The sequence below is a fragment of the Pseudonocardia sp. Cha107L01 genome, from assembly GCF_052566575.1.
Genome location: NZ_CP199579.1, coordinates 5,179,614 through 5,203,490, shown reverse-complemented (window position 1 = coordinate 5,203,490; position 23,877 = coordinate 5,179,614). Strand labels below are relative to the sequence as shown.

Genomic DNA, 23,877 nt, shown 5'->3' with positions numbered 1-23,877 from the left:
CAACCTTTCATGCGGACGGTCAACGCGGCGCCCGGTGGGTGACCGGCAGTGCGGCCAACGAGCGGGAGGCGAGGCTGCAGTTCCAGGTCAGCTGATCCTCGGTCAGCGCCAGCTCGGGCAGCCGGCCCAGGATGCGGTCCAGCGCCACCCGCATCTCGATCCGGGCGAGCTGCGCCCCGATGCAGGCGTGCACACCCCTGCCGAAGGCGATGTGCGGGTTCGGCGCACGCCCGAGATCCAGCCGCTCCGGATCGGCGAAGCGGTCCGGGTCGCGGTTCGCCGAGGAGATCAGCAGGTAGACCCGCTCGCCGTTGCGGATCGTCCGGCCGCCCAGCTCGTGGTCCTCCACCACCCAGCGCACCAGCGTCTTGATCGGCCCCTCGATCCGCAGCAGTTCCTCCACCGCGCTGGGGATCAGCTCGGGGTGCCCCCGCAGCCGGGCCAGCTGGTCCGGGTGCTTCAGCAGGGTCAGCACGCCGTTCGCGATGGAGTTCGTGGTGGTCTCGTGCCCGGCGAACAACAGCAGCGAGCACATGCCGACCAGCTCGTCGGGCCGCAACGCGGCCCCATCCGGGCCCTCGGTCCCGAGCAGGGCACTGAGCATGTCGCCGGTGGGCGCGGCCCGCCGGATCTCGGCCAGCTCGGTGAAGTACTCGAACATCTCCCGGAGCCCGCCCAGGGCCCGCTCATGGCGATCCGGCCGGGCGTCCCCACCTGCTCCGAAAGCCACCAGCCCGAGCTCGCCGGACCACCGCCGGAACCGGTCCCGGTCGGCGGGCGGCGCGCCCAGCATCTCGGCGATGACCGTCGCCGGCAGCGGGTAGGCCACGTGCTCGATCAGGTCCCGGTGGCCGCCGGCGACGAACCCGTCGAGGAAGCCGTCGACCAACTCCCCGATCCGGCCCTCCAGAGCGGCGATGCGCTGCCCCCGGAACGCGGCCGCCGCGAGCCGGCGCAGCCGGGTGTGCGCCGGCGGGTCGCTGAGCACCATCCACTCGCTCATCATCGACAAGATCTCGTCGGCGGCCGCCGGCACGCCCTCGGTCGCGCGCGCCGCGAGCATCGGGCGCACCCGGTCGGAGGACAGGCGCTTGTTCTGGAACGCCGCGGCCACGTCGGCGTACCTCGTGACCAGCCACGCGCGGTGGGCTTCGCTCCAGCACACCGGCTCACGCTCGCGCAGCTCCGCGAACAGCGCGTACGGGTCCTCGGTCGCTGTCGGACCGAGCAGGTCACTCGCTACGGATACGGCATCCACGACAACACCTCCGACACGGAGGCTACCAATCGGTTGTTTGGTCTGTCACTGTGTAGACCATGGAGCTCACCGACGGTCTGCATCCACTGGCTGCCCTGCTGCGTCGGTACGCGTTCGCCTACACCGCCGCGCACGACTTCGGGGTGTGCTCACAGATCATGGTGGATGACTACGTACTGCGGATGGGCGAGCACGAGCTGCGCGGCCGGGACACCGAGTACATCCCGGCGACCGCGAAGCAGTACCGCCAGTTCCCCGGGCTCGGCTTCACCGTGCACGAGCTGGTGCTCGGCGAGAACCGCGCCGCGCTGCATTTCACCGAGCACGGCCACTCCACCCTGCGCGGCGCGGCGGCGTCCTGGCAGGGCGTGAGCCTGTACCGGTGGGACGGCGCCCGCCTCGTCGAGTGCCGCGTCGAGCAGGACTACTACGGTCGGCGCGGCCAGCTGCGGGCCGGCCCGGCGCACCCGGTGACGGCCCCCGCGCTGGACCCCTGGGTGACGCCGGCCGCGCCCGCCGACCCGGACACCGAGAGCACCGTGCGCCGCTGGCTCAGTGCCGGCGGCCCGCTCGACGCACCCCTGGGCAGCCTGGACGACGAGCACTGCGCGCCGGCGCGCCGCATGCTGCTCAGCGCCGCCGAGGTCACCGTGCTGGACCTGTTCACGGCGGGTGACCGGGCGGCATTCCACCTCGCGGTGCACGGCCGCTACGCGGGTGGCCTGGACGATCTGGACGGCTACCGCCACCGCCCGGCCACCCTGTACCTCACCGGACTTGCCACCGTCCGGGACGGGTCGGTGACCCGGGTGCGGGTCGTGACCGACCGGCTGGCCGCGGAACGCCGCCTGGACGCCGACCGGGTGCGCGGCTGACCGGCCCCGCGTCCACCGAACGGGGTCGTGAGTGGCGAGTGGTCCCGGGGACCACTCGCCACTCACGGGGTCGGTCAGGGGGTGATCACGACCTTGCCGAACGCGTCGCCGGACTCGAGGCGCTCGAAGGCGGCCCGCGCGGCCTCGAGGCGGTGCACCGAGTCGATGTGCGGCCGGACACCTCGGGCATCGCACAGCGCGACCAGGTCGCGGAGCTCGCCGACCCGCCCCATCGCCGAGCCCCGGATGGTGATCTGCTGCAGGAACAGCCGGAACAGGTCGGTCTTGACCAGCGCCCCCGCCGTGGCCCCGGCGACCACCACGGTGCCGCCCGGGCGCACCGACCTCAGCGAGTGCTCCCAGGTCGCCGCGCCGACGGTGTCGATCACCGCGTCCACCCGGTCGGGCAGCCGCTGCCCGGTCTCGAAGACCGCATCCGCGCCCAGTGCCCGGGCCTTCTCCCGTTTCGGGCCGCTGCGCCCGGTCACCCACACCCGCAGTCCGGCGGCCACCGCCAGCGTCACCGCGGCCGTCGACAGTCCCCCGCCGGCGCCCTGGACCAGCACGGTGTGCCCGGGGCGGACATCGGCACGCAGATGCAGCATCCGGTACGCCGTCAGCCAGGCGGTGGGCAGGCAGGCAGCCTCCTCGAAGGACAGCGAGGCCGGCTTGTCCACCAGGTTGCGCGCCGGCACGGTCACGAACTCTGCCAGGCCACCGCACAGCGCGTCGGCGAGCATGCCGCGCGCCGGGTCGAGCAGCTCGTCCCCGCCGCCGCGGTCCGGGTCGGCGACCAGTGCGTGCACCAGGACCTCGCGGCCGTCGTCGGTCACCCCCGCGACGTCCGAGCCGAGCACGAACGGCAGCCGGCTCTCGTCCAGCCCGACCCCGCGCAGCGACCACAGGTCGTGGTGGTTGAGCGACGCGGCCCGGACGCGGACCCGCACCTGGCCGGCCGCCGGAACCGGCTCCGGTAGGTCCACGACGTCCACCGCGGCGGCCGGGCTGTCGGCGGAGATCTTGCTGGCGACCACTGCGCGCATGGCGTTGGCTTCCTTCCGGCGGGGTCACGGGATACCAACCATACGTTTGGTTGATGATCTCGAACAAGTACCATCCGCCGTCGCGGACCGGACCGGCCCGCTATCAGGAGGGCTGCGGCGCCGGCGCGTCCTCGGCGAGCGCACCGAGCTCGGTCAGCCGGGCCGCGCAGTCGGCGACGATCCGGCGGGCGATCTCCTCGGCCGGGCGCAGCTCGGCAAACGCGCCGACCACCTGCCCGATGAAGAACGACTCCAGCGCGGTGGCGCCCGGGTGACCAGTGGCCGCCGCCTCGTCGATGCGGTGCCAGGCCTTGGCGATGAGCATCGGCTGCAGCGGCATCGGCAGCGGGCTCGGGCTGCCCGGGCGCTCCCACTCGTCGTGCCAGGCGCTGCGCAGCTGCCGCGCCGGCTTCCCGGTCCGGGTGGGCGAGCGCAGCGTGTCCGAGCTGGTCGCGGCGAGGAACTTCTGCTTCACCGAGTCCGGGGTGATGTCCTCGTGGCTGGACAACCACACCGAACCGCACCACACGCCGGCCGCGCCGAGCGCCAGCGCGGCGGCCATCTGCCGCCCGGTGGCGATCCCGCCGGCGGCCAGCACCGGCACCTCGCCGGCAAGGTCGACGATCTCCGGGGTGAGGATCATGGTGGCGATGGTGCCGGTGTGCCCGCCCGCCTCGGTGCCCTGCGCGACGAGCACGTCCACCCCGGCGTCCAGCTGCCGGCGGGCGTGCTCCGGCTTGCCGACCAGGGACGCCACCGCAACGCCGGCCGCCTTGCCGCGCTCGACCAGCGTCGGCGGCGGGGTGCCCAGTGCATTGGCGATCAGCGCGATGGGGTGCGCGAAGACCACGTCGAGCAGGGCCGGCACGCCGCTCGGGTCGAGGTTGGCCACCAGGCCACCGGCGGTGCCGACCGGGCCGGTGGCCGGCGGGATGTCGTAGCGGGCCAGCAGCTCGTCGACGAACCGGATGTGTTCCTCGGGGATCTGCGCGCGCAGGCTGGCCACCAGGTCGTCCGGGTCACCGACGGCGGTCCGGCCGGGCACCAGCAGGTCCACCCCGTACGGGCGGCCGTCGAGCTGCCCCTCGATCCAGGTGAGCTGGGCGTCGAGCTCCGCAGGGGTGTACGCGGTGGCGGCGAGGACGCCCAGCCCACCAGCCCTGCTGACCGAGGCGACCACCCCGGGCGAGCGGTTGAACCCGACCAGCGGCGCTTCGATGCCGAGCAGGTCAGTGAGCGGGGTACGCATCAGCGTTCCTCCATCCGAGCCATCCGAGCCATCCGAGCGGGCCGTGCCTCATCCGTTGTCGCGCCAGGTGACCATCGCGTCCAGTGCCTCGACCGTCGAGCCGTCAACCCAAAGCGGGTTGACCTCGAGCGACTCCAGCTCCGCGCCGAGGGCCAACGCCAGGTCGCCGATCCGGGAGACGACGTCGGCGACCGCGTCGAGGTCGGCGGGGCGCCCACCGCGCACCCCGTCCAGCAGCGCGGCGGCGCGCAGGCCACGCAGCATCGCGCGGGCCCGCACCGGGCTCACCGGCAGCGGAGCCAGCACCGAGTCGCCCAGTACCTCGACGAAGATGCCGCCGGCCGCGACCGCGAGCATCGGCCCCCACCGCGGGTCCCGCACCACGCCGACCAGCAGCTCCACCCCGCCGGCGCGCATCGGCGACACCAGCACCCCGTCCACCCGCGCACCCGGCACCGCCTCGGCGGCCGCCACCACCTCCGCATAGGCCCGCCGCACCGACTCGTCGCCGGTGACCCCGAGCCGCACGCCGCCGATGTCGCTCTTGTGCGCGATGTCCGGGGACACGATCTTCAGCGCCACCGGGGCGCCCAGCTCGGCCGCGAGCTTGGCCGCCCCGTCCGCCGAGGTGACCAGGCCACCGGGCACCACCGGCAGGCCCGCCTCGGCCAGCAGCTCCCTGGCCTCGGCCTCCGACCAGGCGCCTCGGCGGCGGGCCGCCGCCACCACCGGAACGGGTCCGGCCGCCGGGGCCCCGCCGGCGTGGCGGGTGGCATCGGACCACCAGGCCACGTTGCGCAGCGCGACGACGGCCTGGCGCAGCCCGGGCAGCACGTAGGGCACGCCGCCCTTCGCCATCACCTCCCGGGTGTACGCGGTGACCGGCTGCAGCACCTGGTTCACGTAGACCACCGGACCGGGCGCCGCCGCGATGCCGGCGCCGATCGCGTCGACGAGCAGCTGCCCGGGGTAGGGCCGGCCGTCCGACGCCCAGGGCAGCGAGTTGACCACGGCGACCACGCCGACGGACCGGTCGGCGGACATGGCGGCGATCGCGCGGGTGAACAGCCCGGGGTCGATGATCGCCGCGCCGGTGACATCGAGCGGGTTCTGCACCGTGCCGTAGTCCGGCATCGCCTCGGTCAGTGCCGCCTCGGTCTCCGCCGCCAGCCCGGGCAGCGCCATCCCGAGGTCCTGGGCGCGGTCGGCCAGGATGTCGCAGGCCCCGCCGGAGATCGACACCACTCCGACCCCGGGGCGGGCCAGCCGGCCGAGCTGGGCCGCCGCGCCGGCGGTCAGCAGCATGTCCTCGATCGAGTCGACCCGGATCACCCCGAGGTCGCGGAACACCGCGTCGATCACCCGGTCGTCGCCGACCAGCGCGCCGGTGTGTGCCGCCGCGGTCCGAGCGGCCAGCGCGCTGCTGCCCGCCTTGAGCACCACCACGGCCTTGCCGGCGGCGGCGGCCCGGCGCGCGGCACGGCGGAACACCTCCGGGTCGCGCACGGTCTCCATGAACACCGCGACCGCGCGGGTCCCCGGGTCGTCGACGAGGTAGTCCAGCACGTGCCCGGCGGTGATCATCGCTTCGTTGCCGAGGGTGACCAGGTAGGACAGCCCGACGCCGGTCATGGTGGCGAAGTCCAGCATCGCCGACGAGCTGGCGCCGCTCTGCGACAGCAGCGCCACCGGACCCGCTTCGCGGGGCAGCCCCGGCACCGAGGTCACCGGCACCCCGGCGGCGAAGTTGGCGAAGCCGAGGTGGTTCGGCCCGAGCAGCACCACACCCAGCGACTCCGCGTGCGCAACCAGCTCCGCCTCGGCCAGCCGACCGCCCGGACCAGCCTCGGCGTAACCGGCGGAGAGCACCACGGCGTTGCGGATACCCGCCGCCGCCGCGTCGGACAGCGCATCCAGGGTGGCCGCCTTCGGCACCATCAAGAACGCCACGTCCACCGGCTCACCGATCCCGGCGCACGAGGTCACCGTCGGCCGGCCGTGTGTCTCGGCACCGCGGCGGTTGACCAGGTACGTCCGGTCCGCGAAGCCGAACTCGACCAGGTTGCGGTACGCCAGCTGGGAGAACATCGACTTGTCCGCCGCGCCGACCATCGCGACGCTGCGCGGGCGGAACAGTGCGTCGAGCCGACGGGGGTCGATCACTCGAGTTCCTCCCACCAGTACCTGAACGGAAGCCGTCCGTAATTCGTCCGACGCTATAGCGACGGGTACCGTCCAGCAAGCCCCGCACCCCAGCCACTCGACGAGGAGACCCGCGTGAGCTTTCCGCTGCCGAACGCGTCCACCGACCTGACCGGGCAGGTCGCGCTGGTCACCGGCGCCTCTGTCGGGTTGGGCCGACGGTTCGCGCTGACCCTGGCCAGCGCGGGCGCGGCGGTCGCGGTGGCCGCGCGGCGCACCGACAAGCTCGAGGAGCTGCGGAAGGAGATCGAGGCGGCCGGCGGCACCTGCCTGCCGGTCGCGCTGGACATGACCGACGCCGAGCAGATCCTGCACGCCGTCGAGCAGGCCGAGGCCGCGCTGGGCACGGTGACGATCCTGGTCAACAACGCCGGCGTCACCGATGCAATGCGGGCGCACAAGATGCCGCTGGAGCTGATCGACTCGGTGCTGGACACCAACGTGCGCGGCCCGTACATCCTGTCCTGCGAGGTCGCCCGCCGGCTCATCGCCGCGAAGAAACCCGGCCGCATCGTGAACCTGTCCTCGATGGGCGCCTACAGCTACAACGGCAACGCGGCCGCCACGCTGTACTCGGTCAGCAAGGCCGCGATCGCCCGGATGACCGAGGTGCTCGCGGTGGAGTGGGTCCGCTACGGCATCAACGTCAACGCCATCGCGCCCGGCCTGGTCTCCTCGGAGATGACCGACGGTATGGTCGGGCGCATCGGCGACCCCAGTGGCGCGTTCCCCCGCAAGCGCATCGGCGACCCTGCGCAGCTGGACAGCACCCTGCTCTACCTGGTCGCGCCGTCCTCGGAGTTCGTCACCGGCACCGTCGTCAAGGTCGACGACGGCCAGAGCCCCCGCTAGGGCTCCCTCACTAACGTCCCCGCCAGACCGGCGCGCGCTTGTCGCGGAACGCCCTCGGGCCCTCCTGGGCGTCCTCGGACAGGTACACCGGCGCCCAGATCTCCTCGGCCAGTTGGTAGGCCTCGTCCAGCGAGTGCCGCGCGGACAGGTAGGCGGTGCGCTTGCCGGCGAGCACGGACAGCGGGGCGTTCGCGGCGATCCGCTCGGCCAGTGCCTGCACCCTCGAGCGCAGCTCCGCTGCCGGCACGACCTCGTTGACCAGGCCGACCTCGTGCGCCCGCCGCGCGGAGATCGGGTCGCCGGTGAGCAGGATCTGCAGCGCCACCCTGGGTGGCACCAGCCAGGACAGCGGCGCCGCCCACGGTGCGCCGCGACCGACCTTCACCTCGCTGACGCCGAACTGGGCGTGCTCGGCCGCCACCACCAGGTCGCACTGCTGCGTGAGCAGGAACCCGCCGGCCAGCGCCACGCCGTTCACCGCGGCGATGGTCGGCTTGGTCACCTCGACGGTCCGGCCGAACTGCGGCACGAAGTCCGGCGGCGGCACCGCCAGCTGGGTATCGGCCATCTCCTTGAGGTCGCCGCCCGCGCAGAACGCCCTGTCGCCGGCCCCGGTGAGCACCAGCACCCGCGCCTCGTCGTCGGCGTTGAACCGGTGCGTCCCGTCGGTCAGCCCGGCCCGCGCCTCGGCGTTCAGCGCGTTGCGGGCGTCCGGGCGGTTGATGGTCAACCAGGCCACACCGTTGGACACCTGATACGTCACCACGTCGGTCATCGTGCGCATCCTGCACGATCGACGACGGCCCCACGGGTGGAAGCCCCCGCGCGCGGCTGCCCCCTCAGCCCGCGGTGACCGGGGCCGGAAAACTTCGCCGCGTAACCGCCGATCCCGATCGTCACCGTCGGCGAGCTCGCGGGCGGCGCGACGAACAGCGCCCACATGGTGAGCGTCGCGCCGGGCGGCACCGCGTCGAGGTGGTAGCGGAGCTGCTCCGCGTGCGCGTTGGCGAGGACGTCGAAGTACGTCGGCGGCTCGAACTCGCACGGGCTGGCCAGCGTTCCCGAGGTGTCGGTCATCCGCAGCTCGCCGGGGGTGATCGCGGCGTGCAGCACCGGGTCCTCGCGCAGCGCGGCTGCCCCGGGTGGCTGCACGGGCACCCGCACCGGCAGCAGCCCGTTCATCACGAACAGCATCGACGTGGTCTCGGCCGACGGCGCCGGGAACACGACCGTCACCGTGGTGGAGCCGCCGACCGGGATCTGGTCGGCCGCCGAGGCGCTGTAGGCAGATCGGCGAGCATCACCAGCTGCTCCACCGCGCCCAGCCCCAGGTCCTCACCCGAGTAGGTGTCCGACGTCCGGTTCACCAGCTCGAACTGCAACGCCAGCTCGGCACTGCCGGAGCGGACCAGCCGCAGGTCTTCGGCGCGGACCGGCCAGGACGACGCGACCGGTTCGGCCGCCACCCCGGAGTCGACCGGACCGGGCACTCCCCCGGCCCCTGGCCCCGGCGACCGTTCGGACGCCGAGGGAGCCGTGCTCAACTGTTCGGGGGACCCCAGCACAATTCAGCGACTCGCCGATCCGGCGGGCGGGCACCGTCGACCAGGCCGCATCGCGCCATCCGCCGATGTGACATACCGTCTGGGGACCAGGCTCTGACCACCACCTCGCTCTCCGCGATGCAGCGCTCAGGAAATGACGTGAACGACATGGGCTACGACTACGACGTGCTGGTGATCGGTTCCGGCTTCGGCGGTTCGGTCACCGCGTTGCGACTGACCGAGAAGGGCTACCGGGTCGGCGTGCTCGAGGCCGGCCGGCGGTTCTCCCCCGAGACCTACCCGAAGACCTCCTGGGACCTGCGCAGCTTTCTGTGGGCGCCGCACCTCGGCTGCTACGGCATCCAGCGGATCCACCTGCTGCGGGACGCGGTGATCTTGGCGGCGGCCGGCGTCGGCGGTGGCTCGCTGGTCTACGCGAACACCCTCTACGAGCCGCTGGCCGCCTTCTACGACGACCCGCAGTGGGCCGGCATCACCGACTGGCGCAGCGAGCTGAGCCCCTACTACGACCAGGCCAAACGGATGCTCGGGGTGACCGAGAACCCGGTGACCACCGATGCCGACCGGGTGATGAAGCAGGTCGCCGAGGACATGGGGGCCGGCGAGAGCTTCCACCCCACCCCGGTCGGCGTCTTCTTCGGCGGCCCGGACACCCCGCCGGGCACCCAGGTCGAGGATCCGTTCTTCGGTGGCGCCGGCCCGAACCGGCTGACCTGCATCGGCTGCGGCTCGTGCATGACAGGCTGCCGCCACGACGCGAAGAACACCCTGGACAAGAACTACCTCTACCTCGCCGAGCACGCCGGCGCCCAGGTGCACCCGCTCACCACGGTCACCGACGTGCGCCCGCTCACCGACGGCGGCTACGCGGTGGACTCGGTACACACCGGCCGCTCACCCCGGCGCGCGAAGAACCGGCGGACGTTCACCGCCGAGCAGGTCGTCTTCGCCGCCGGCACCTACAACACCCAGAAGCTGCTGCACCGGATGCGGGACACCGGAACGCTGCCACGTATCTCGGCACGGCTGGGGATGCTCACCCGCACGAACTCCGAGTCCATCCTCGGCGCCAAGTCCAGGCACACCGACGTCGACTACAGCCAGGGCGTGGCGATCACCTCGTCGTTCCACCCCGACCCGCACACGCACATCGAACCGGTGCGCTACGGCAAGGGCAGCAACGCGATGGGGCTGCTGCAGACCGCGCTGACCGACGGCGGCAAGCGGTATCCCCGCTTCCTGACCTGGTTCGCCGTGATGGCCCGGTCCCCGAAGGATGCACTGAGCTCGCTGTCGGTGCGCCGCTGGTCCGAGAAGACGATCATCCTCCTGGTGATGCAGACACTGGACAACTCGATCACCGTCTCGGGTCGCAGGACCAGGCTCGGCCACTACCGGCTCACCTCGGCCCAGGGGCACGGCGAGCCCAACCCGACCTGGATCCCGGCCGGGAACGAGGCGGCCCGCCGGGTCGCGGAGAAGATCGACGGCATCCCCGGCGGCACCATCGGCGAGATCGCCAACATCCCGATGACCGCGCACTTCATCGGCGGCTGCGCCATCGGCGACTCACCCGAGCACGGGGCCATCGACGCGTGGCACCGGCTCTACGGTCATCCCGGGCTGCACGTCGTCGACGGCTCGGCGATCTCGGCGAACCTCGGGGTGAACCCGTCGCTGACCATCACCGCGCAGGCCGAGCGAGCCATGTCGTTCTGGCCGAACCGGGGCGAGACCGACCAACGGCCGGCCGTCGGCTCGCGGTACCGCCGCCTGCTCCCGGTCCGGCCGAGGCGCCCCACCGTGCCGGAGCACGCCCCCGCCGCGCTGCGGCTACCGATCACCGAGGTCCGGCACGACTCCCCCACGAGCAGCTAGAGATCCCCAGCGTCACGGCACTTGGCAGAGTTCTCTGGTCTGCTGTTGCGTCTGCCCTCCCCCACCGCCGTGACGCTGGGGGTAACACCGCGTCACCGACAGGACGGCCTGGTCTCGACCCTGGCGCGTTCATTGTCACCGAGGCCAACGTCAGTCCGGTTTTTTCGCCCGGATCCAGACTCAGGTTGACCTCGACGCATCGCCACCCCCAGGTCAGGTCACCAACCGTGACTGTCGCGGCGGGCGGCGGCCTGCCGATCATGACCGCGAGTCCGCAGAACTCCTCCGGCCAGTTGATCATCTGCGCGCCTTCGCAAATGCGGAGCCGATTTCCATGTGGAGGGCAGAAACCTCGCCGAATGCCTCCAGATGTTCGGCAACGTGTAGCGAGAACTCGCTACTGGCGGCGCAGCCACTCGAGGGCGACCGCGCGGCCGTCCGGGACGAAGTCGGTGCCCGGGTCGCGCAGCTGAGCGGCCAGCTCGGCCAGCTCCAGCCAGCCGCCGGAGACGATCTCCTCCGGCTGGTGCACGACCGGGCCGTCCCAGCTCGTCTCGTAGACGAAGTTGTGGCAGCGCACCGGGGGTTGTACGAACGGGAACGTGAACAGGGCGCGCAATGCCGCCCCGGTCACGCCGAGCTCCTCGGCCAGCTCGCGGCGGGCCCCGTCCTCAGGTTCCTCGCCCGCACCGAGCACGCCGCCGGCCCAGCAGTCCCGCAGCCCCGGGAACACGTCCTTGTCCGGGCTGCGCCGGTGCACGTAGACCCGCCGCAGGTCACCGGAGCGGACCAGGACCATGGTGGCCGCGTGCCACAGCCCGTCGGCGCGCATCCGGGCCCTCGTCGCGCTGCCCACCTCGGTGCCGTCGGCGTCGTACACCGCGACCAATTCGTCCGCTGCCACGGCGCCGATCGTCGCACGCCGTTATCGTTCGGGGACGGGGAGGCGGGGGCGTGTACGGCGAGATGGACGGCGGTACGCACGACGACTGGCGGCGGGTGCCCGACGTGGCCGTGGCCGGGCTGGGCCTGACCGAGCTGGGCAAGGTCTACGACCGGACGGCCAGCCAGTTCGCCGTCGAAGCGGTGCATGCGGCGGCGGCCGACGCCGGCATCGAGCTCGACGAGATCGACGGTCTGCTGATCGACCCGGGCATCACCCGGGGCATCGGCCTCCCGCTGCAACGCGACCTCGCGCTGCGCGACCTGCGCCTGCTCGCCGAGCTGCAGTCGTACGGCTCGTCGGCGGGGGTGATGATGGCGCAGGCGGCGATGGCCATCGGTTCGGGCACCGCGAGCGTGGTGGCCTGCGTGTTCGCCGATGCGCCGCTGCGGGCCGGGGGCAGCACCGGGGACGCGTACGTCGACCCGGCGCTGCGGGTGCGGCCCGGGTTCGCCGGGATGGCGGCCGCGGGCGGGCTGCTCGGCCCGAACGTCGGCTACGCGCTCGCCGCGCGGCGGCACATGGACCGGTTCGGCACCACCAGCGAGCAGCTCGGCGCGATCGCCGTCAGCACCCGGGAGTGGGCGATGCGCAACCCGCTCGCCCAGCTGCGCAAGCCGATGACCCTCGCCGACCACCAGAGCTCGCGGTGGATCGTGGAGCCGCTGCACCTACTGGACTGCTGCCTGGTCTCCAACGGGGCCATCGCCGTGCTGGTCACGTCCGGTGAGCGGGCCCGCTCGCTGCGCCGGCCGCCGGTCTACCTGCACGGCTGGGGCCAGGGCCACCCCGGCTACCCGGACCGAGCCGACAGCGAGTTCGGCCTGGTCACCGGCGCCAGGCAGTCCGGGCGGGCGGCGCTGGCGATGGCCGGGGTCACCCCGGAACAGATCGACGTCCGGGAGATCTACGACTGCTACACGTTCACCACGCTGGTCACGCTCGAGGACTACGGCTTCTGCGCCAAGGGCGAGGGCGGTGCGCTCGCCGAGAGCGGCGCGCTCGCGCCGGGTGGTGCGCTGCCCACCAACACCGGCGGCGGCCAGCTCTCCGGCTACTACATGTGGGGCATGACTCCGCTGTCCGAGGCGGTCATCCAGGCCCGGGGCGACGGCGGCGACCGGCAGGTCGGCAAGCACGACCTGATCCTGGTCAGCGGCAACGGCGGCGTACTCGACTACCACTCGACGCTCGTGCTCAGCCCGCACCGGCGCGACTGACTCGAGGAGAGAACTCGATGGCGGTACTCCCCCTGCGGCGCGACGACGCGTCGGCGCCGTTCTTCGACGCCGCCTCGGCGGGTCGGCTGCTGCTGCGTCGCTGCCGACCGGGCGGGCACTGGAACGCCCCAGCGGCCCTGACCTGCACCGAATGCGGCCAGGCGACCCTGGAGTGGGCCGACTCCGCCGGCACCGGGAGCGTGCTGAGCTGGGCGGTCGTGCACCACAAGCCGGGCCCGGACCCCACGCCCGCCGCGACGCCGGTCGCGATCGTCCAGCTCGACGAGGGCCCCTGGCTGCGCGGGCCACTGCGCCTGGCCGAGGGCGCCCGCCCCGGCTCAGGCCTGCGGATGCGGGTCGCGTTCGAGCGGGCCGACGGCGGTGAGCCGGTCCCGGTGTTCGTCCCCGATCCCGCGGTCAGGCCGCCACGGTGATGCCGGGGATGCCCTTGATCTCCCCCATCAGCATCGAGCTGACGTTGACCGGGTAGTCGTAGAGCGCCAGCAGGATCTCGTTCCGCTTCCCGACCAGCTTGATGTGCACCGGGGTGTCGCCCTTGTGCGCGAGCAGCGTCGACTTGAGCTCGCTGACCACCGCTGTGTCGATCATGTCGGCGGCGGCCAGCAGGACCAGCGGCGGCTCTTCGTCGTTGCCGGTGATGCCGGACAGGTCGAGCGCGATGAGGTCACTGCCGAAGACGGACATCTTGTCCTCGCGCCAGTTGACCCGGCCCCGGACCACGACCGCGTTGTCCTCGATCAGGTCCGGCGCCAGCACCGCGTAGCTCTTGGGGAAGAAGAGCACCTCGATGGAGGCGTCCAGGTCCTCGATCGAACAGATCGCCCACGGCGCGCCGTTCTTGTTGACCCGCCGCTCGACCGAGGTGATCAGGCCGGCGACCTCGACCTCGCCCTCCTGCGGCGGGTCGGCGAGCAGGATGCCGATCGGCCGCTTGGCGTGCTTGCGCAGGATCCGCTCGGCGCCGTCGAGCGGGTGCGCGGACACGTACAGGCCCAGCATCTCCCGCTCGTAGGCGAGCTTGCGCTTGCGCGGCCACTCGTCTTCGAGGAACTTCAGGTGCGCCAGCGGCGAGGAGGAGATGCCGGCGACCGGGTCGTCGTCGCCCGAGCCGAACAGGTCGAACTGGCCCATCGCGGCCTGTCGCTTCAGCGGTACCACCGCGTCGACCGCGCCCTCGTGCACCTCGACCAGCGAGAGCCGGGTGTTGCCCAGCGAGTCGAAGGCGCCGGCCTTGATCAGCGACTCGATGACCCGCTTGTTGCAGGCCACCAGCTCCGACTTGTCCAGGAAGTCGGTGAACGAGGAGTACTTGCCCTTGTCCCGGCGCGAGCCGATGATCGACTCGATCACGTTCGCGCCGACGTTTCGCACCGCGCCGAGCCCGAACCGGATGTCGTTGCCCACCGCGGCGAACCGCAGCGCCGACTCGTTGACGTCGGGCTGCAGCACCTTGATGCCGTGGCGGCGGCACTCGGACAGGTACCCGGCGGTCTTGTCCTTGTTGTCCGCCACCGAGGTCAACAGCGCGGCCATGAACTCGACCGGGTAGTTGGCCTTGAGGTACATCGTCCAGTAGGTGATCAGCGCGTAGGCGGCCGCGTGGCTCTTGTTGAACGCGTACCCGGCGAACGGCAGGATCGTGTCCCACAGCGCCTTGACGGCCTCGTCGGAGAAGCCGTTCGCAGCCATGCCGGCGTGGAAGCCCGCGTACTCCTTCTCGAGGACCTCCTGCTTCTTCTTACCCATGGCCTTGCGGAGCACATCCGCTCGACCCATCGAGTAGCCGGCCACCTTCTGGGCGATGAACATGATCTGTTCCTGGTACACGATCAGCCCGTAGGTGTCGCCAAGGATGTCCTTGAGCGGTTCTTCCAGCTCAGGGTGGATCGGGGTGACCTTCTGCCGGTTGTTCTTCCGGTCGGCGTAGTCGTTGTGCGCGTTCATGCCCATCGGGCCGGGCCGGTACAGCGCGCCGACCGCCACGATGTCGTCGAAGCCGGTCGGCTGCATCCGGCGCAGCAGGTCCCGCATCGGGCCGCCCTCGAGCTGGAACACGCCGAGCGCGTCACCCAGGCCCAGCGCGTGGTACGTCTTCGGGTCGTCCAGGGGCAGCTTGTCGATGTCGATGTCGATGCCGCGGTTGGACTTCACGTTGTCGATCGCGTCGCCCATGATCGTCAGGTTCCGCAGGCCGAGGAAGTCCATCTTCAACAGGCCGATTTCTTCACACGACGGGTAGTCCCAGCCGGTGATGATCGAGCCGTCGTCGCGCTGCCAGACCGGGATCGCGTCCATCAGCGGTTCCCGGGACATGATCACCGCACAGGCGTGCACGCCCGCGTTGCGGATCAGTCCCTCCAGCCCGCGCGCGGTGCCGAAGATGGTGGCGACGTCCTGGTCGGTCTCGACCAGCGCGCGGACCTCGGCGGCCTCGCCGTAGCGCTCGTGCTTCGGGTCGACGATGCCGGCCAGCGGGATGTCCTTGGCCATGATCGGCGGCGGCAGCGCCTTGGAGATCTTGTCCGCGATGGTGAAGCCGGGCTGGCCGTAGTGCACCCGCGCGGCGTCCTTGATGGCCGCCTTGGTCTTGATCGTGCCGAAGGTGATGACCTGGGCGACCTTGTCCGCGCCGTACTTGTCGGTCGCGTAGCGGATCATCTCGCCGCGCCGGCGGTCGTCGAAGTCGATGTCGATATCGGGCATCGACGCGCGCTCGGGGTTCAGGAACCGCTCGAACAGCAGCTTCTGCGGGATCGGGTCCAGGTTCGTGATGCCCAGTACGTAGGCGACCAGCGAGCCGGCCGCCGAACCGCGGCCCGGCCCGACCCGGATCCCCGACTTGCGGGCGTGGCTGATGAGGTCGGCCACGACCAGGAAGTACGCCGGGAACCCCTTGTCGATGATGACCGTGAGCTCGCGCTCGATGCGCTCGATGTAGCCGTCCGGGACACCGTCGGGGAACCGCCAGTTCAGCCCGCGCATGGTCTCGTCGCGCAGCCAGGTGCCCTGGTCGAACCCGTCCGGCACCTCGTAGATCGGCATCCGGTCGTGGTGGGCGTACGCGTCGTCGTAGGACTCGATGCGCTCGGCGATGAGCAGTGTGTTGTCCGCCGCCCCGGGCAGCTCCCGGTCCCAGTACTCGCGGATCTCGGCGGCGGACTTGAGGTAGTAGCCGCCGCCCTCGAACTTGAACCGGTTCGGGTCACTCAGCATCCGGCCGGACTGCACGCACAGCAGCGCGTCGTGCGTCTTGGCCTGGTCGACGGTGACGTAGTGCGAGTCGTTCGTCGCCACCGGCTTGAGGTTCAGCTTGCGGCCGACCTCGAGCAGCTGGGTGCGCAGCGCGCGTTCCTCGGCGATCTCGTGGTCCATCACCTCGAGGAAGAAGTTGTCCGGGCCGAAGATGTCCCGGAAGTCCGAGGCGGCCTGCAGCGCCTCGTCGAACTGGCCGAGCTTCAGCCTGGTCGAGACCTCGCCACCCAGGCATCCGGTGGTGGCGATGATCCCCTCGGAGTGCTCCGCGACGATCTCGCGGTCCATCCGGGGCTTGCGGTACATGCCCTCGAGGCTGGCCCGCGAGGAGAGCCGGAACAGGTTGTGCAGGCCGGTGACGTTGCGCGCCAGCATCGTCATGTGGGTGTGCGCGCCGGCGCCGCCGACGTCCTTGCCGATGCCGCCCTCCTCGGCCCCGGCGCCGCGCTGGCCCCGGTCGCCCCAGAACACCGGCTTCTTCACGAAGCGGCTGGCCGGCGCCAGGTACGCCTCGATCCCGATGATCGGCTTGATCCCGGTGCGCTTCGCCGTCCGGTAGAACTCCGCCGCCCCGTACATGTTGCCGTGGTCCGTCATCGCCACCGCGGGCATTCCCAGGCGCTCGACCTCGGCGAACAGCGCGTTGACCTTCGCGGCGCCGTCCAACATCGAGTACTCGGTGTGCACGTGCAGGTGGACGAACGAATCAGACACAACTCTCCCTGCACAAGTACGCGTGGGACGGGGTGAGAAGGAGGCTAGTCCACAGCCCGGGTGCCCCCTGGCAGACCTCCACGGTGTGTCTCGCGACGGTTGGTGCTTACGGCGTGTCCGGCCCGGAACCGCCCGGCGAGCCGTGTCCCGGGCGGTTCCGCACCGGCCGACGGCCCGGCGAGCCGGCCGATGCGCGATGGCCCAGCCAGCCTGCGACCGGTCACAGCCGGTGACCGGTTGGTCGGGTTCGGATCGGTGACCTGGGCGCGGGATCCGACGCCGACAGTAACCTGAGTCCGGGTATGGCTCGAGGAATACCGTACCTAGGTTACTGTCGATGATGATTGTCCGCCCCCGGATCGCCACAAGTCCCCCGGGTCTGTGACGCAGTGTGACTCGCGGCGTTAAGCTGAGCGTCACGGCGGTGTGAGTCCTTTTCGGAGCCCGGCACCCACCGTCGACGTCGAGCCGCTCTAGCCCGTGCTGGCGGTTCGGGTCACCTGATGCGCTGGTTCCGCCGGGTCGGCTGAGCCCCGCACCCGCCGCACTAGCCGTCGGTGCCGCGCACGACGCCGCGCTCGTGCAGGTCGGCGATCTCGCCGCCGGACAGGCCGAGCCGGCCCAGCAGGTCGTCGGTGTGCTCGCCGAGCACCGGCGCCCGCACCGGCCGCGGCGAGGAACCGTCCAATGAGACCGGCAGCCCCGGGGCCAGGTGCGGCCCGACGCCGGGCTGGTCGATCAGCGCCATCATCGGGTTGCCGGCGATCTCCGGCCCCTCGCCGGTGTCCGCGACGAGATCGGTGAACGTGTTGTAGGTCGACCAGAGCAGCGAGGTACCGGCCAGCGCCGCCTTGACCCCGGCCAGGTCCGCGCGGGAGAACCAGCGCGACAGCAGGCCGGCGAGGACCTCGCGGTACTCGAACCGGTCGTCCTCGCTGGCGAAGTCGACACCCAGGCTCTTCTCCAGCGCCCCGACCACGTCGACCAGCTCAGTGGCGGTGAGCAGGTCCGCCCAGTGCCGCTTGGTGAGCGCGACCACCATGACCCGGCCGCCGTCCCGGGTGGTGAAGTCGCGGGCGAACCCGCCGTAGAGATAGTTGCCGTAGCGCTTGCGCACCACCCGGCTGACCTGCGCCTCGGCCAGGAACCCGAGGTTGCCGGCGGCGGCGAGCGCGACGTCGTAGAGCGCCACGCTCATCCGCTGGCCGCGCCCGGAAACCCTGCGCTGGCGGTCCGCGCCGAGGATGCCGAGCGCCGAGTACAGGCCGCAGGCGATGTCCCAGGCGGGCAGCACGTGGTTCACCGGGTCGGCGTGGCCCTCCGGGCCGGTCACCATCGGGAACCCGACGGCCGCGTTGACGGTGTAGTCCACCGCCGGGGTGCCGTCGTGGTGGCCCTCGATCTGCACGTGGATCAGGTCCGGCCGGTGCGGCACCAGCGCGTCGTAGCTCAGCCAGTCCCGGCCGACCGAGTTGGTCAGCACGATGCCGCCGTCCGGCCCGGAGTCGGTGATCAGCCGGGTGACCAGCTGCTGCCCCTCCGCCGAGCGCAGGTCCACCGACGCCGACTTCTTGCCCTTGTTGAGCCCGGCCCAGTAGAGCGACGTGCCGGACGGCGCGAGCGGCCAGCGGTGGTGGTCCGGTGCGCCGCCGAGCGGGTCGATCCGGATCACCTCGGCGCCGAGCTGGGCGAGCGTCATCCCGCCGAGCGGCGCCGCCACGAACGACGACACCTCCACCACGCACATCCCGGCCAGCGGCAGCCCAGGATCCGTCATACCCACTCCTCCACGCTCGACCCACATGCTCGACCCGCACGCCCTGTGCGCGCTCGAATCGTACGGACCCGCGCCCCCGGCGGTGCCGGTCAGCTGGCCCGCGACGCGGCTTCGAGCGGGTGGACGGTGGCGAGCTCGCCGGTTCTCTCGGCGACCAGGAACTCGGCGAGGATGCGGGCGACGTCACCCGGGTGCTCGTGGTGCGGGAAGTGACCGGCGTCGAGCACCTCCAGCCGGCTGCCCGGCAGCTGGGCATGCGCGCGCAGGGTGTGCTGGTACGGGATGCAGGTGTCCCGCCGCCCGGTGATCAGCAGGACGGGCCGCTCGCCGAGCAGGCCGAACCGGTCGACGGCACTCAGCCGTTGCCCGGACCAGCCGACCGCGCCGCGCAGGGTGCGCAGGAACGCCTCCCGGGCGCCCGGATCGGCGAACCCGCGCAGCGCCCTGGCCACCGCGTCGACGTCGGCACCCGGTGCAAGGCCCAGCCCGGTGGCGGCGTGCCGGGCCAGCTGCCCCAGCCAGCGCGGCGACAGCGTGGCCACCGCGTGCGCGGCGCGCAGCGCCCCGGGCACGCTCGCGGCGCGCAGAGCCAGGTTGAGCTCCGCGCCGAGGCCGCCGCTGGAGATCAGGCCGAGACGGTCGGTGCGCTCCGGGAACTGGTAGCCGAAGCTCATCGCCACCCCACCGCCGAAGGAGTGGCCGACCACGCTGACCGGGCCCAGTTCCAGCTCGCGCAGCAGGTCCCGCAGCCGCGCCGCGTGCGCCCCCACCGAGTAGTCCGCGCCGGCGGGCTTGGCCGAGTCGCCGGAGCCGAGCAGGTCGGGGGCGAGCACGTGTGCGTGCCGGCCGAGCAGTGGCACCACCGCGCGCCAGGTACCCGAGTCGCTGGCCAGCCCGTGCAGCAGCACCACGACCGGGCCGCCGCTGTGCCGGCCGGCCTCGAGGTAGCTCAGCTGCTCGCCGTGCGGCGCCAACCGGTGGCGGGTGACGGTCATGGCGGCTCCAGGGACCGGGCCGGAGGTCGCGTTCCGGACTGGTAACCAGCGTGCTCCCGAACCGGGCGGGAGCCGATCGAGTGGGCCCTACCGCCGCCCGGATATCCCCTACTTCTCCCGGTGGGGTCTGCCCCCGGCCACGGCGTCGAGCGCCACGCCGGCGGGTCCGACATCCTGGACCCCGTGGTGACAGACGGAGAACACACTGACCGGGTCCAGCTGCTGTCGGCGGACGCACTGCGCAGAACCGTGCGCGACATCTTCGCCGCGGCGGGCTGCGCCGGGGACGAGGCCGCCCGGATCGCCGACAACCTCGTCGACGCCAACCTGACCGGCCACGACAGCCACGGCGTCGTGCGGGTGCCGTTGTACGTCGACTGGCTGCGCTCCGGCTTCGTGCTGGCCGGGCAGACCGCGCGGGTGGTGACCGACGGTGGCTCGTTCGCCGTGTTGGACGGGTGCCGGGGGTTCGGCCAGACCATCGCCGCGCAGGCGGTGGAGCTGGGCATCGAGCGCGCGCTGGAACACGGGACCTGCGTGGTGGCCCTGCGCAACGCCGGCCACATCGGGCGGGTCGGTGCGTTCGCCGAGACCGCCATCCGGGCCGGGCTGGTGTCGATCCACTTCGTCAACGTGTCCGACTCCCCGCTGGTGGCCCCGTTCGGAGCCGTCGAGAAGCGGTTCTCCACCGCCCCGTTCGCGGCCGGCGTCCCACTGCCGGGGCAGCCGGTCGTGCTGGACTTCGCCACCTCCCTGGTCGCCGAGGGCAAGGTGCAGGTCGCCTCCTACGGTGGCAAACCGCTCCCGCCCGACGCGCTGATCAGCGACGAGGGCGAGCTGTCCGGCGACCCCCGGGTGCTCTACGGCGACTTCGGCAGCGCCGACCTGCGCCGTGCGTCCAGCGGGACGGGCGCGATCCGCGCGTTCGGCGAGCACAAGGGCTCCGGGCTCGCCCTGATGTGCGAGCTGCTGGCCGGCGCGCTGACCGGGGGCGGCGGCTCCGGCCCGGTCGGGCCGGAGTTCCGGGGCATCTCCAACGGGATGCTGTCGATCTACGTGTCGCCCTCGCGGCTGGGCACCCAGGACGAGTTCGAGCGGATCGGGCGCGAGTACCTGGACTGGGTGCTCGCCGCCCGGCCGATCGATCCGGCGGTGCCCGTCCTCGCGCCGGGGCAACCCGAGGAGCGGACCCGCGAGGCCCGGCTGGCCACCGGAATTCCACTGCCGACGGACACCTGGACAGCGATCTGTCGAACCGCCGAGAACGTCGGGGCGGTTCCGTCACGCTGAGCCGAGGAGGACTAGGGTGGTGCCCGTCGATCCGAGCGGCGATCACGACGGCGGCACCGCCCGCCCCCGGACCACCGCTCGGCGAGCGCCATCCCACGGCCCACTGTTCAGCCCTTGTCCGAGCAGCGCCGGCGGAGGACCCTCGACGCCGAACGCCAGCCCGAACGGTGGGAAGCATGGGACCCGGTAGAACCGCATTCGCGCCAGAACCGACGGTGGGGACGCGCCCACGGCTCGTCGTGGTGCAGCAACCCGAGGCCGACATCCCGCGCTGGGCCTATGCCTGGCGCAACCGCGCCGGGTTCGAGCTGGACGCGCACCTCACGATGCCCGGGGCCGACCCGTGTCCCGGTGCCGCCGCCGGGTGGTCCCGGGTGGTCGCCGACGTCGCGGAGGCGACATCGGCCGGCGCCGCGGTCCTGGTCAACCGGCCCTGCTGGCGGATGCCGGAGAAGCCCCGGGTGGTGGCCGCGGTCCAGCACCTGCCGGAGGACCTGAACGTGATCGCCGACGCCGCGGCCTGTGCCGCCGCGCTGGACGGCACGGTCGTCCTCGTGCACAGCACGCCGGTGTCGTTCGCCGAGCGCAGCGTCGGCCTGGACTCGGCCGTCTCCAGCGGCCTCGCCACCCTGGAGGACGGCCTCGCGTTCCTGGCCGAGAGCCCGTTCGACGTGCCGGCCAGTGCCGAGCTGCTGCGGGCACACCCGCACGAGCTCGTGAACGACAAGCTCGAGGCCAACGTGCTGGTGGTCGGCGGCAGCCGGCCAGGGCAGCCGTCGGTGCTGGGCCGGGTCACGCTCGGCGCGGTGCGGAACGCCCCCTGCCCCGTGGTGGTCACGCCGCGCCGGTAGGACCGCCATCGCCGGCTCGGGGCGGCGCTCGGGTCAGGCCGCGTCGGTGGGGACGTTCAGTTCGGCCGGTTCACCGGCGTCGACCAGGCGGCGGTAGTAGCCCCGCAGCGCCATCAGTTCGGCGTGGGTGCCGCGTTCGACGACCCGCCCCAGGTCCAGCACCACGATCTGGTCGGCGGCCCGCACGGTGGAGAGCCGGTGCGCGATGATCACCGTGGTGCGGCTGGTACCCCGGCTGGCCAGGGTGGCCCGGATGGCGGCCTCGGTACGGGTGTCCAGCGCGCTGGTGGCCTCGTCGAGCACGACGATCGGCGGGTCCCGCAGCAGCAGCCGGGCCAGCGACAGCCGCTGCCGCTCACCGCCGGAGAAGCGGTGCCCCCGGTCGCCGACTACGGTGTCGTAGCCCTTCGGCAGCTCCGCCAGCAGCGCGTGGATCCGCGCCGCGCGGCAGGCGGCCACCAGTTCGTCCTCGGTGGCCTCGGGCCGGGCGAACAGCAGGTTCTCCCGGACCGTGGTGTGGAACAGGTAGGTGTCCTGCGCGACGAAGCCGACCGCGTCCGCGATCGAGCCGGGGGCCACCGTCGCCAGGTCCTGCCCGTCCACCAGCACCCGGCCGCTGTCCGGGCGGTGCAGCCCGAGCAGCACCTGGGCCAGCGTGCTCTTGCCCGCGCCTGAGGCACCGACCACCGCGGTCACCGCGCCGGGCTCCGCGCGCAGCCGCACCCGGTCCAGCGCCGGCTGCTCGGCGCCTTCGTAGCGCACCGTGACGTCCTGCACCTCCACCGCGCCCTCGGTGACCGTCAACCGGGGCGCGTCGTCGGCCGCACCGACCGGGGCCGGCAGGTCCAGTACCGCGAAGATCCGCTCGAACAGCGCCAGCGAGCCGGAGAAGCCCTGGCCGGCGTTCTGCAGCGCGGTGACCGGCCGGATCACCCTGGTCAGGGTGGTGGCGAAGGCGACGATGGTGCCGATGCTGAGCGTCGCCCCGGCGGCCAGCTGGATGCCCGAGACCGTGTACACGGCGGCCGGCAGCGTGATCAATGCCGCGCCCCGCACCGCGGTGCGCCACCGGCCGGCCAACGCCGAGCGCAGCTGCAGGTCGGCGAGGCGACCGGACTCGGAACGGAACCGCTCGCGATGGTCACCGTCGCGGCCCAGAGTGCGGGCCAGCAGCACGGCCGAGGCGGACAGCGACTCCTCGATGAGCCCACCGAGCACCGAGAAGCCGCGCTGGCGCCAGCGGGTCAGCTCGCGCCGCTCCTTGCCGATCCGCCCGGTCACCGCCATCAGGACCGCGGCGACCCCGACGGCGATCAGCCCCAGCCGCCAGTCCAGGAACATCAGCGCGGTGCCGATGGCGAGCAGCAGCATGCCGTTCTGCACCGCGGAGCTGGCCGCCACCGTGAGCACCACGACCAGCCCGTCCACGTCGGTGACCAGGTGGGTCTGCAGCTCGGCGGTCCGGGAGTGGGTGAAGAACGTCAGCGGCATGCGCTGCAGGTGGTCGAACATCGAGGTGCGCAGGCCGTGCACCACCCGCTGGCCGGTGGAGTGCGCGAGCCGGGTGGCGCTCACCCCGGCCACCCCGCCGAGTGCGGCCGCCCCGGCGGTGGTGGCACCGAGCCCGACCAGCAGCGACACGTTCCGGTGCGGCAGCGCGTCGTCCAGCATGGCCCGGATCAGGAACGGCGCGGCGGCCGCGGACAGGGCCTGCACCCCCACGCTGGCAACCAGCCCGGCGATCCGCCACCGGTGCGGCAGCAGCAGACCGATCACCCGGCGCACGAGCCGGGCGTCGGCCATCAGCCGGGTCGTCCGGGTGGTCGCCGAGGTTGTCACACCCTGACGTCTATCACCCTCGGCGCGGTCGCGCCCGGGGATCATGCCGCGGA

At 72.3% G+C, this 23,877-nt stretch carries 19 protein-coding genes; 7 read left to right on the top strand and 12 right to left on the bottom strand.

The features are described 5' to 3' along the window. Positions 1-19: 19 nt before the first annotated feature. Positions 20-1,258, bottom strand: coding sequence for a cytochrome P450 (locus ACTXG6_RS24345; RefSeq protein WP_445181676.1), 1,239 nt, complete (start codon positions 1,256-1,258; stop codon positions 20-22). 59 nt (positions 1,259-1,317) lie between these two features. Here ACTXG6_RS24345 and ACTXG6_RS24340 point away from each other — a divergent pair, with 59 nt between their 5' ends. Beyond that, entirely contained in the window at positions 1,318-2,133 is an 816-nt protein-coding gene (locus tag ACTXG6_RS24340; protein ID WP_445181675.1) for a nuclear transport factor 2 family protein, read from the top strand. A gap of 74 nt (positions 2,134-2,207) precedes the next feature. On the opposite strand, the gene ACTXG6_RS24335 is transcribed toward ACTXG6_RS24340, so the two are convergent. The 3 genes from ACTXG6_RS24335 to ACTXG6_RS24325 form a co-directional block, all read right to left on the bottom strand. Then, entirely contained in the window at positions 2,208-3,176 is a 969-nt protein-coding gene (locus ACTXG6_RS24335; protein WP_445181674.1) for a zinc-binding dehydrogenase, read from the bottom strand. A 103-nt stretch (positions 3,177-3,279) separates the two neighbouring features. Continuing rightward, positions 3,280-4,425, bottom strand: a complete 1,146-nt coding sequence (locus ACTXG6_RS24330; RefSeq protein WP_445181673.1) for an NAD(P)H-dependent flavin oxidoreductase — start codon at positions 4,423-4,425, stop codon at positions 3,280-3,282. Between the two features lie 48 nt (positions 4,426-4,473). Further along, positions 4,474-6,588 (bottom strand): acetate--CoA ligase family protein, encoded by a 2,115-nt coding sequence (locus ACTXG6_RS24325; RefSeq protein ID WP_445181672.1) that lies wholly within the window; start codon positions 6,586-6,588, stop codon positions 4,474-4,476. 114 nt (positions 6,589-6,702) lie between these two features. Between ACTXG6_RS24325 and ACTXG6_RS24320 the strand changes: the two genes are divergently transcribed. Continuing rightward, the gene (locus tag ACTXG6_RS24320) at positions 6,703-7,479 is read left to right on the top strand and encodes an SDR family NAD(P)-dependent oxidoreductase (protein WP_445181671.1); all 777 of its coding nucleotides are present in this window, start codon (positions 6,703-6,705) and stop codon (positions 7,477-7,479) included. Positions 7,480-7,489: 10 nt separating this feature from the next. Here ACTXG6_RS24320 and ACTXG6_RS24315 read toward each other — a convergent pair whose 3' ends face one another. The 3 genes from ACTXG6_RS24315 to ACTXG6_RS24305 are packed head-to-tail and all read right to left on the bottom strand — an operon-like array spanning position 7,490 to position 8,969. Continuing rightward, positions 7,490-8,254 (bottom strand): enoyl-CoA hydratase/isomerase family protein, encoded by a 765-nt coding sequence (locus ACTXG6_RS24315; RefSeq protein WP_445181670.1) that lies wholly within the window; start codon positions 8,252-8,254, stop codon positions 7,490-7,492. Then, on the bottom strand, positions 8,251-8,706 hold the full coding sequence (locus ACTXG6_RS24310) for a hypothetical protein (protein ID WP_445181669.1): 456 nt from the start codon (positions 8,704-8,706) through the stop codon (positions 8,251-8,253). Before ACTXG6_RS24310 ends, ACTXG6_RS24315 begins: the two co-directional genes overlap by 4 nt. Positions 8,707-8,711: 5 nt before the next feature. After that, positions 8,712-8,969 carry a hypothetical protein gene (locus ACTXG6_RS24305; protein WP_445181668.1) on the bottom strand — a complete coding sequence of 86 codons (258 nt, stop codon included), beginning with the start codon at positions 8,967-8,969 and terminating at the stop codon, positions 8,712-8,714. Positions 8,970-9,191: 222 nt separating this feature from the next. Between ACTXG6_RS24305 and ACTXG6_RS24300 the strand changes: the two genes are divergently transcribed. After that, the gene (locus ACTXG6_RS24300) at positions 9,192-10,922 is read left to right on the top strand and encodes a GMC oxidoreductase (protein ID WP_445190103.1); all 1,731 of its coding nucleotides are present in this window, start codon (positions 9,192-9,194) and stop codon (positions 10,920-10,922) included. A gap of 397 nt (positions 10,923-11,319) precedes the next feature. On the opposite strand, the gene ACTXG6_RS24295 is transcribed toward ACTXG6_RS24300, so the two are convergent. Beyond that, positions 11,320-11,811 (bottom strand): NUDIX hydrolase, encoded by a 492-nt coding sequence (locus ACTXG6_RS24295; RefSeq protein ID WP_445190102.1) that lies wholly within the window; start codon positions 11,809-11,811, stop codon positions 11,320-11,322. 65 nt (positions 11,812-11,876) lie between these two features. Here ACTXG6_RS24295 and ACTXG6_RS24290 point away from each other — a divergent pair, with 65 nt between their 5' ends. After that, positions 11,877-13,085 carry a thiolase family protein gene (locus tag ACTXG6_RS24290; RefSeq protein WP_445181667.1) on the top strand — a complete coding sequence of 403 codons (1,209 nt, stop codon included), beginning with the start codon at positions 11,877-11,879 and terminating at the stop codon, positions 13,083-13,085. A 17-nt stretch (positions 13,086-13,102) separates the two neighbouring features. Then, positions 13,103-13,519 carry a Zn-ribbon domain-containing OB-fold protein gene (locus tag ACTXG6_RS24285; protein WP_445181666.1) on the top strand — a complete coding sequence of 139 codons (417 nt, stop codon included), beginning with the start codon at positions 13,103-13,105 and terminating at the stop codon, positions 13,517-13,519. On the opposite strand, the gene dnaE is transcribed toward ACTXG6_RS24285, so the two are convergent. The 3 genes from dnaE to ACTXG6_RS24270 all read right to left on the bottom strand — a co-directional run bounded on the left by dnaE (position 13,503) and on the right by ACTXG6_RS24270 (position 19,844). Beyond that, a complete protein-coding gene (gene dnaE, locus ACTXG6_RS24280; protein ID WP_445181665.1) occupies positions 13,503-17,072 on the bottom strand; it encodes a DNA polymerase III subunit alpha in 3,570 nt (1,189 codons plus the stop codon). The two genes, ACTXG6_RS24285 and dnaE, sit on opposite strands and share 17 nt — an antisense overlap. 547 nt (positions 17,073-17,619) lie before the next feature. Continuing rightward, positions 17,620-18,849, bottom strand: coding sequence for a CoA transferase (locus ACTXG6_RS24275; RefSeq protein ID WP_445181664.1), 1,230 nt, complete (start codon positions 18,847-18,849; stop codon positions 17,620-17,622). Between the two features lie 89 nt (positions 18,850-18,938). Further along, a complete protein-coding gene (locus tag ACTXG6_RS24270) occupies positions 18,939-19,844 on the bottom strand; it encodes an alpha/beta fold hydrolase (protein ID WP_445181663.1) in 906 nt (301 codons plus the stop codon). 186 nt (positions 19,845-20,030) lie between these two features. Between ACTXG6_RS24270 and ACTXG6_RS24265 the strand changes: the two genes are divergently transcribed. Next, positions 20,031-21,134 carry a malate/lactate/ureidoglycolate dehydrogenase gene (locus tag ACTXG6_RS24265; RefSeq protein ID WP_445181662.1) on the top strand — a complete coding sequence of 368 codons (1,104 nt, stop codon included), beginning with the start codon at positions 20,031-20,033 and terminating at the stop codon, positions 21,132-21,134. Positions 21,135-21,349: 215 nt separating this feature from the next. Next, positions 21,350-21,985 carry a universal stress protein gene (locus ACTXG6_RS24260; RefSeq protein WP_445181661.1) on the top strand — a complete coding sequence of 212 codons (636 nt, stop codon included), beginning with the start codon at positions 21,350-21,352 and terminating at the stop codon, positions 21,983-21,985. A gap of 33 nt (positions 21,986-22,018) precedes the next feature. On the opposite strand, the gene ACTXG6_RS24255 is transcribed toward ACTXG6_RS24260, so the two are convergent. Next, the gene (locus ACTXG6_RS24255) at positions 22,019-23,824 is read right to left on the bottom strand and encodes an ABC transporter ATP-binding protein (RefSeq protein ID WP_445181660.1); all 1,806 of its coding nucleotides are present in this window, start codon (positions 23,822-23,824) and stop codon (positions 22,019-22,021) included. Between the last annotated feature and the right edge of the window lie 53 nt (positions 23,825-23,877).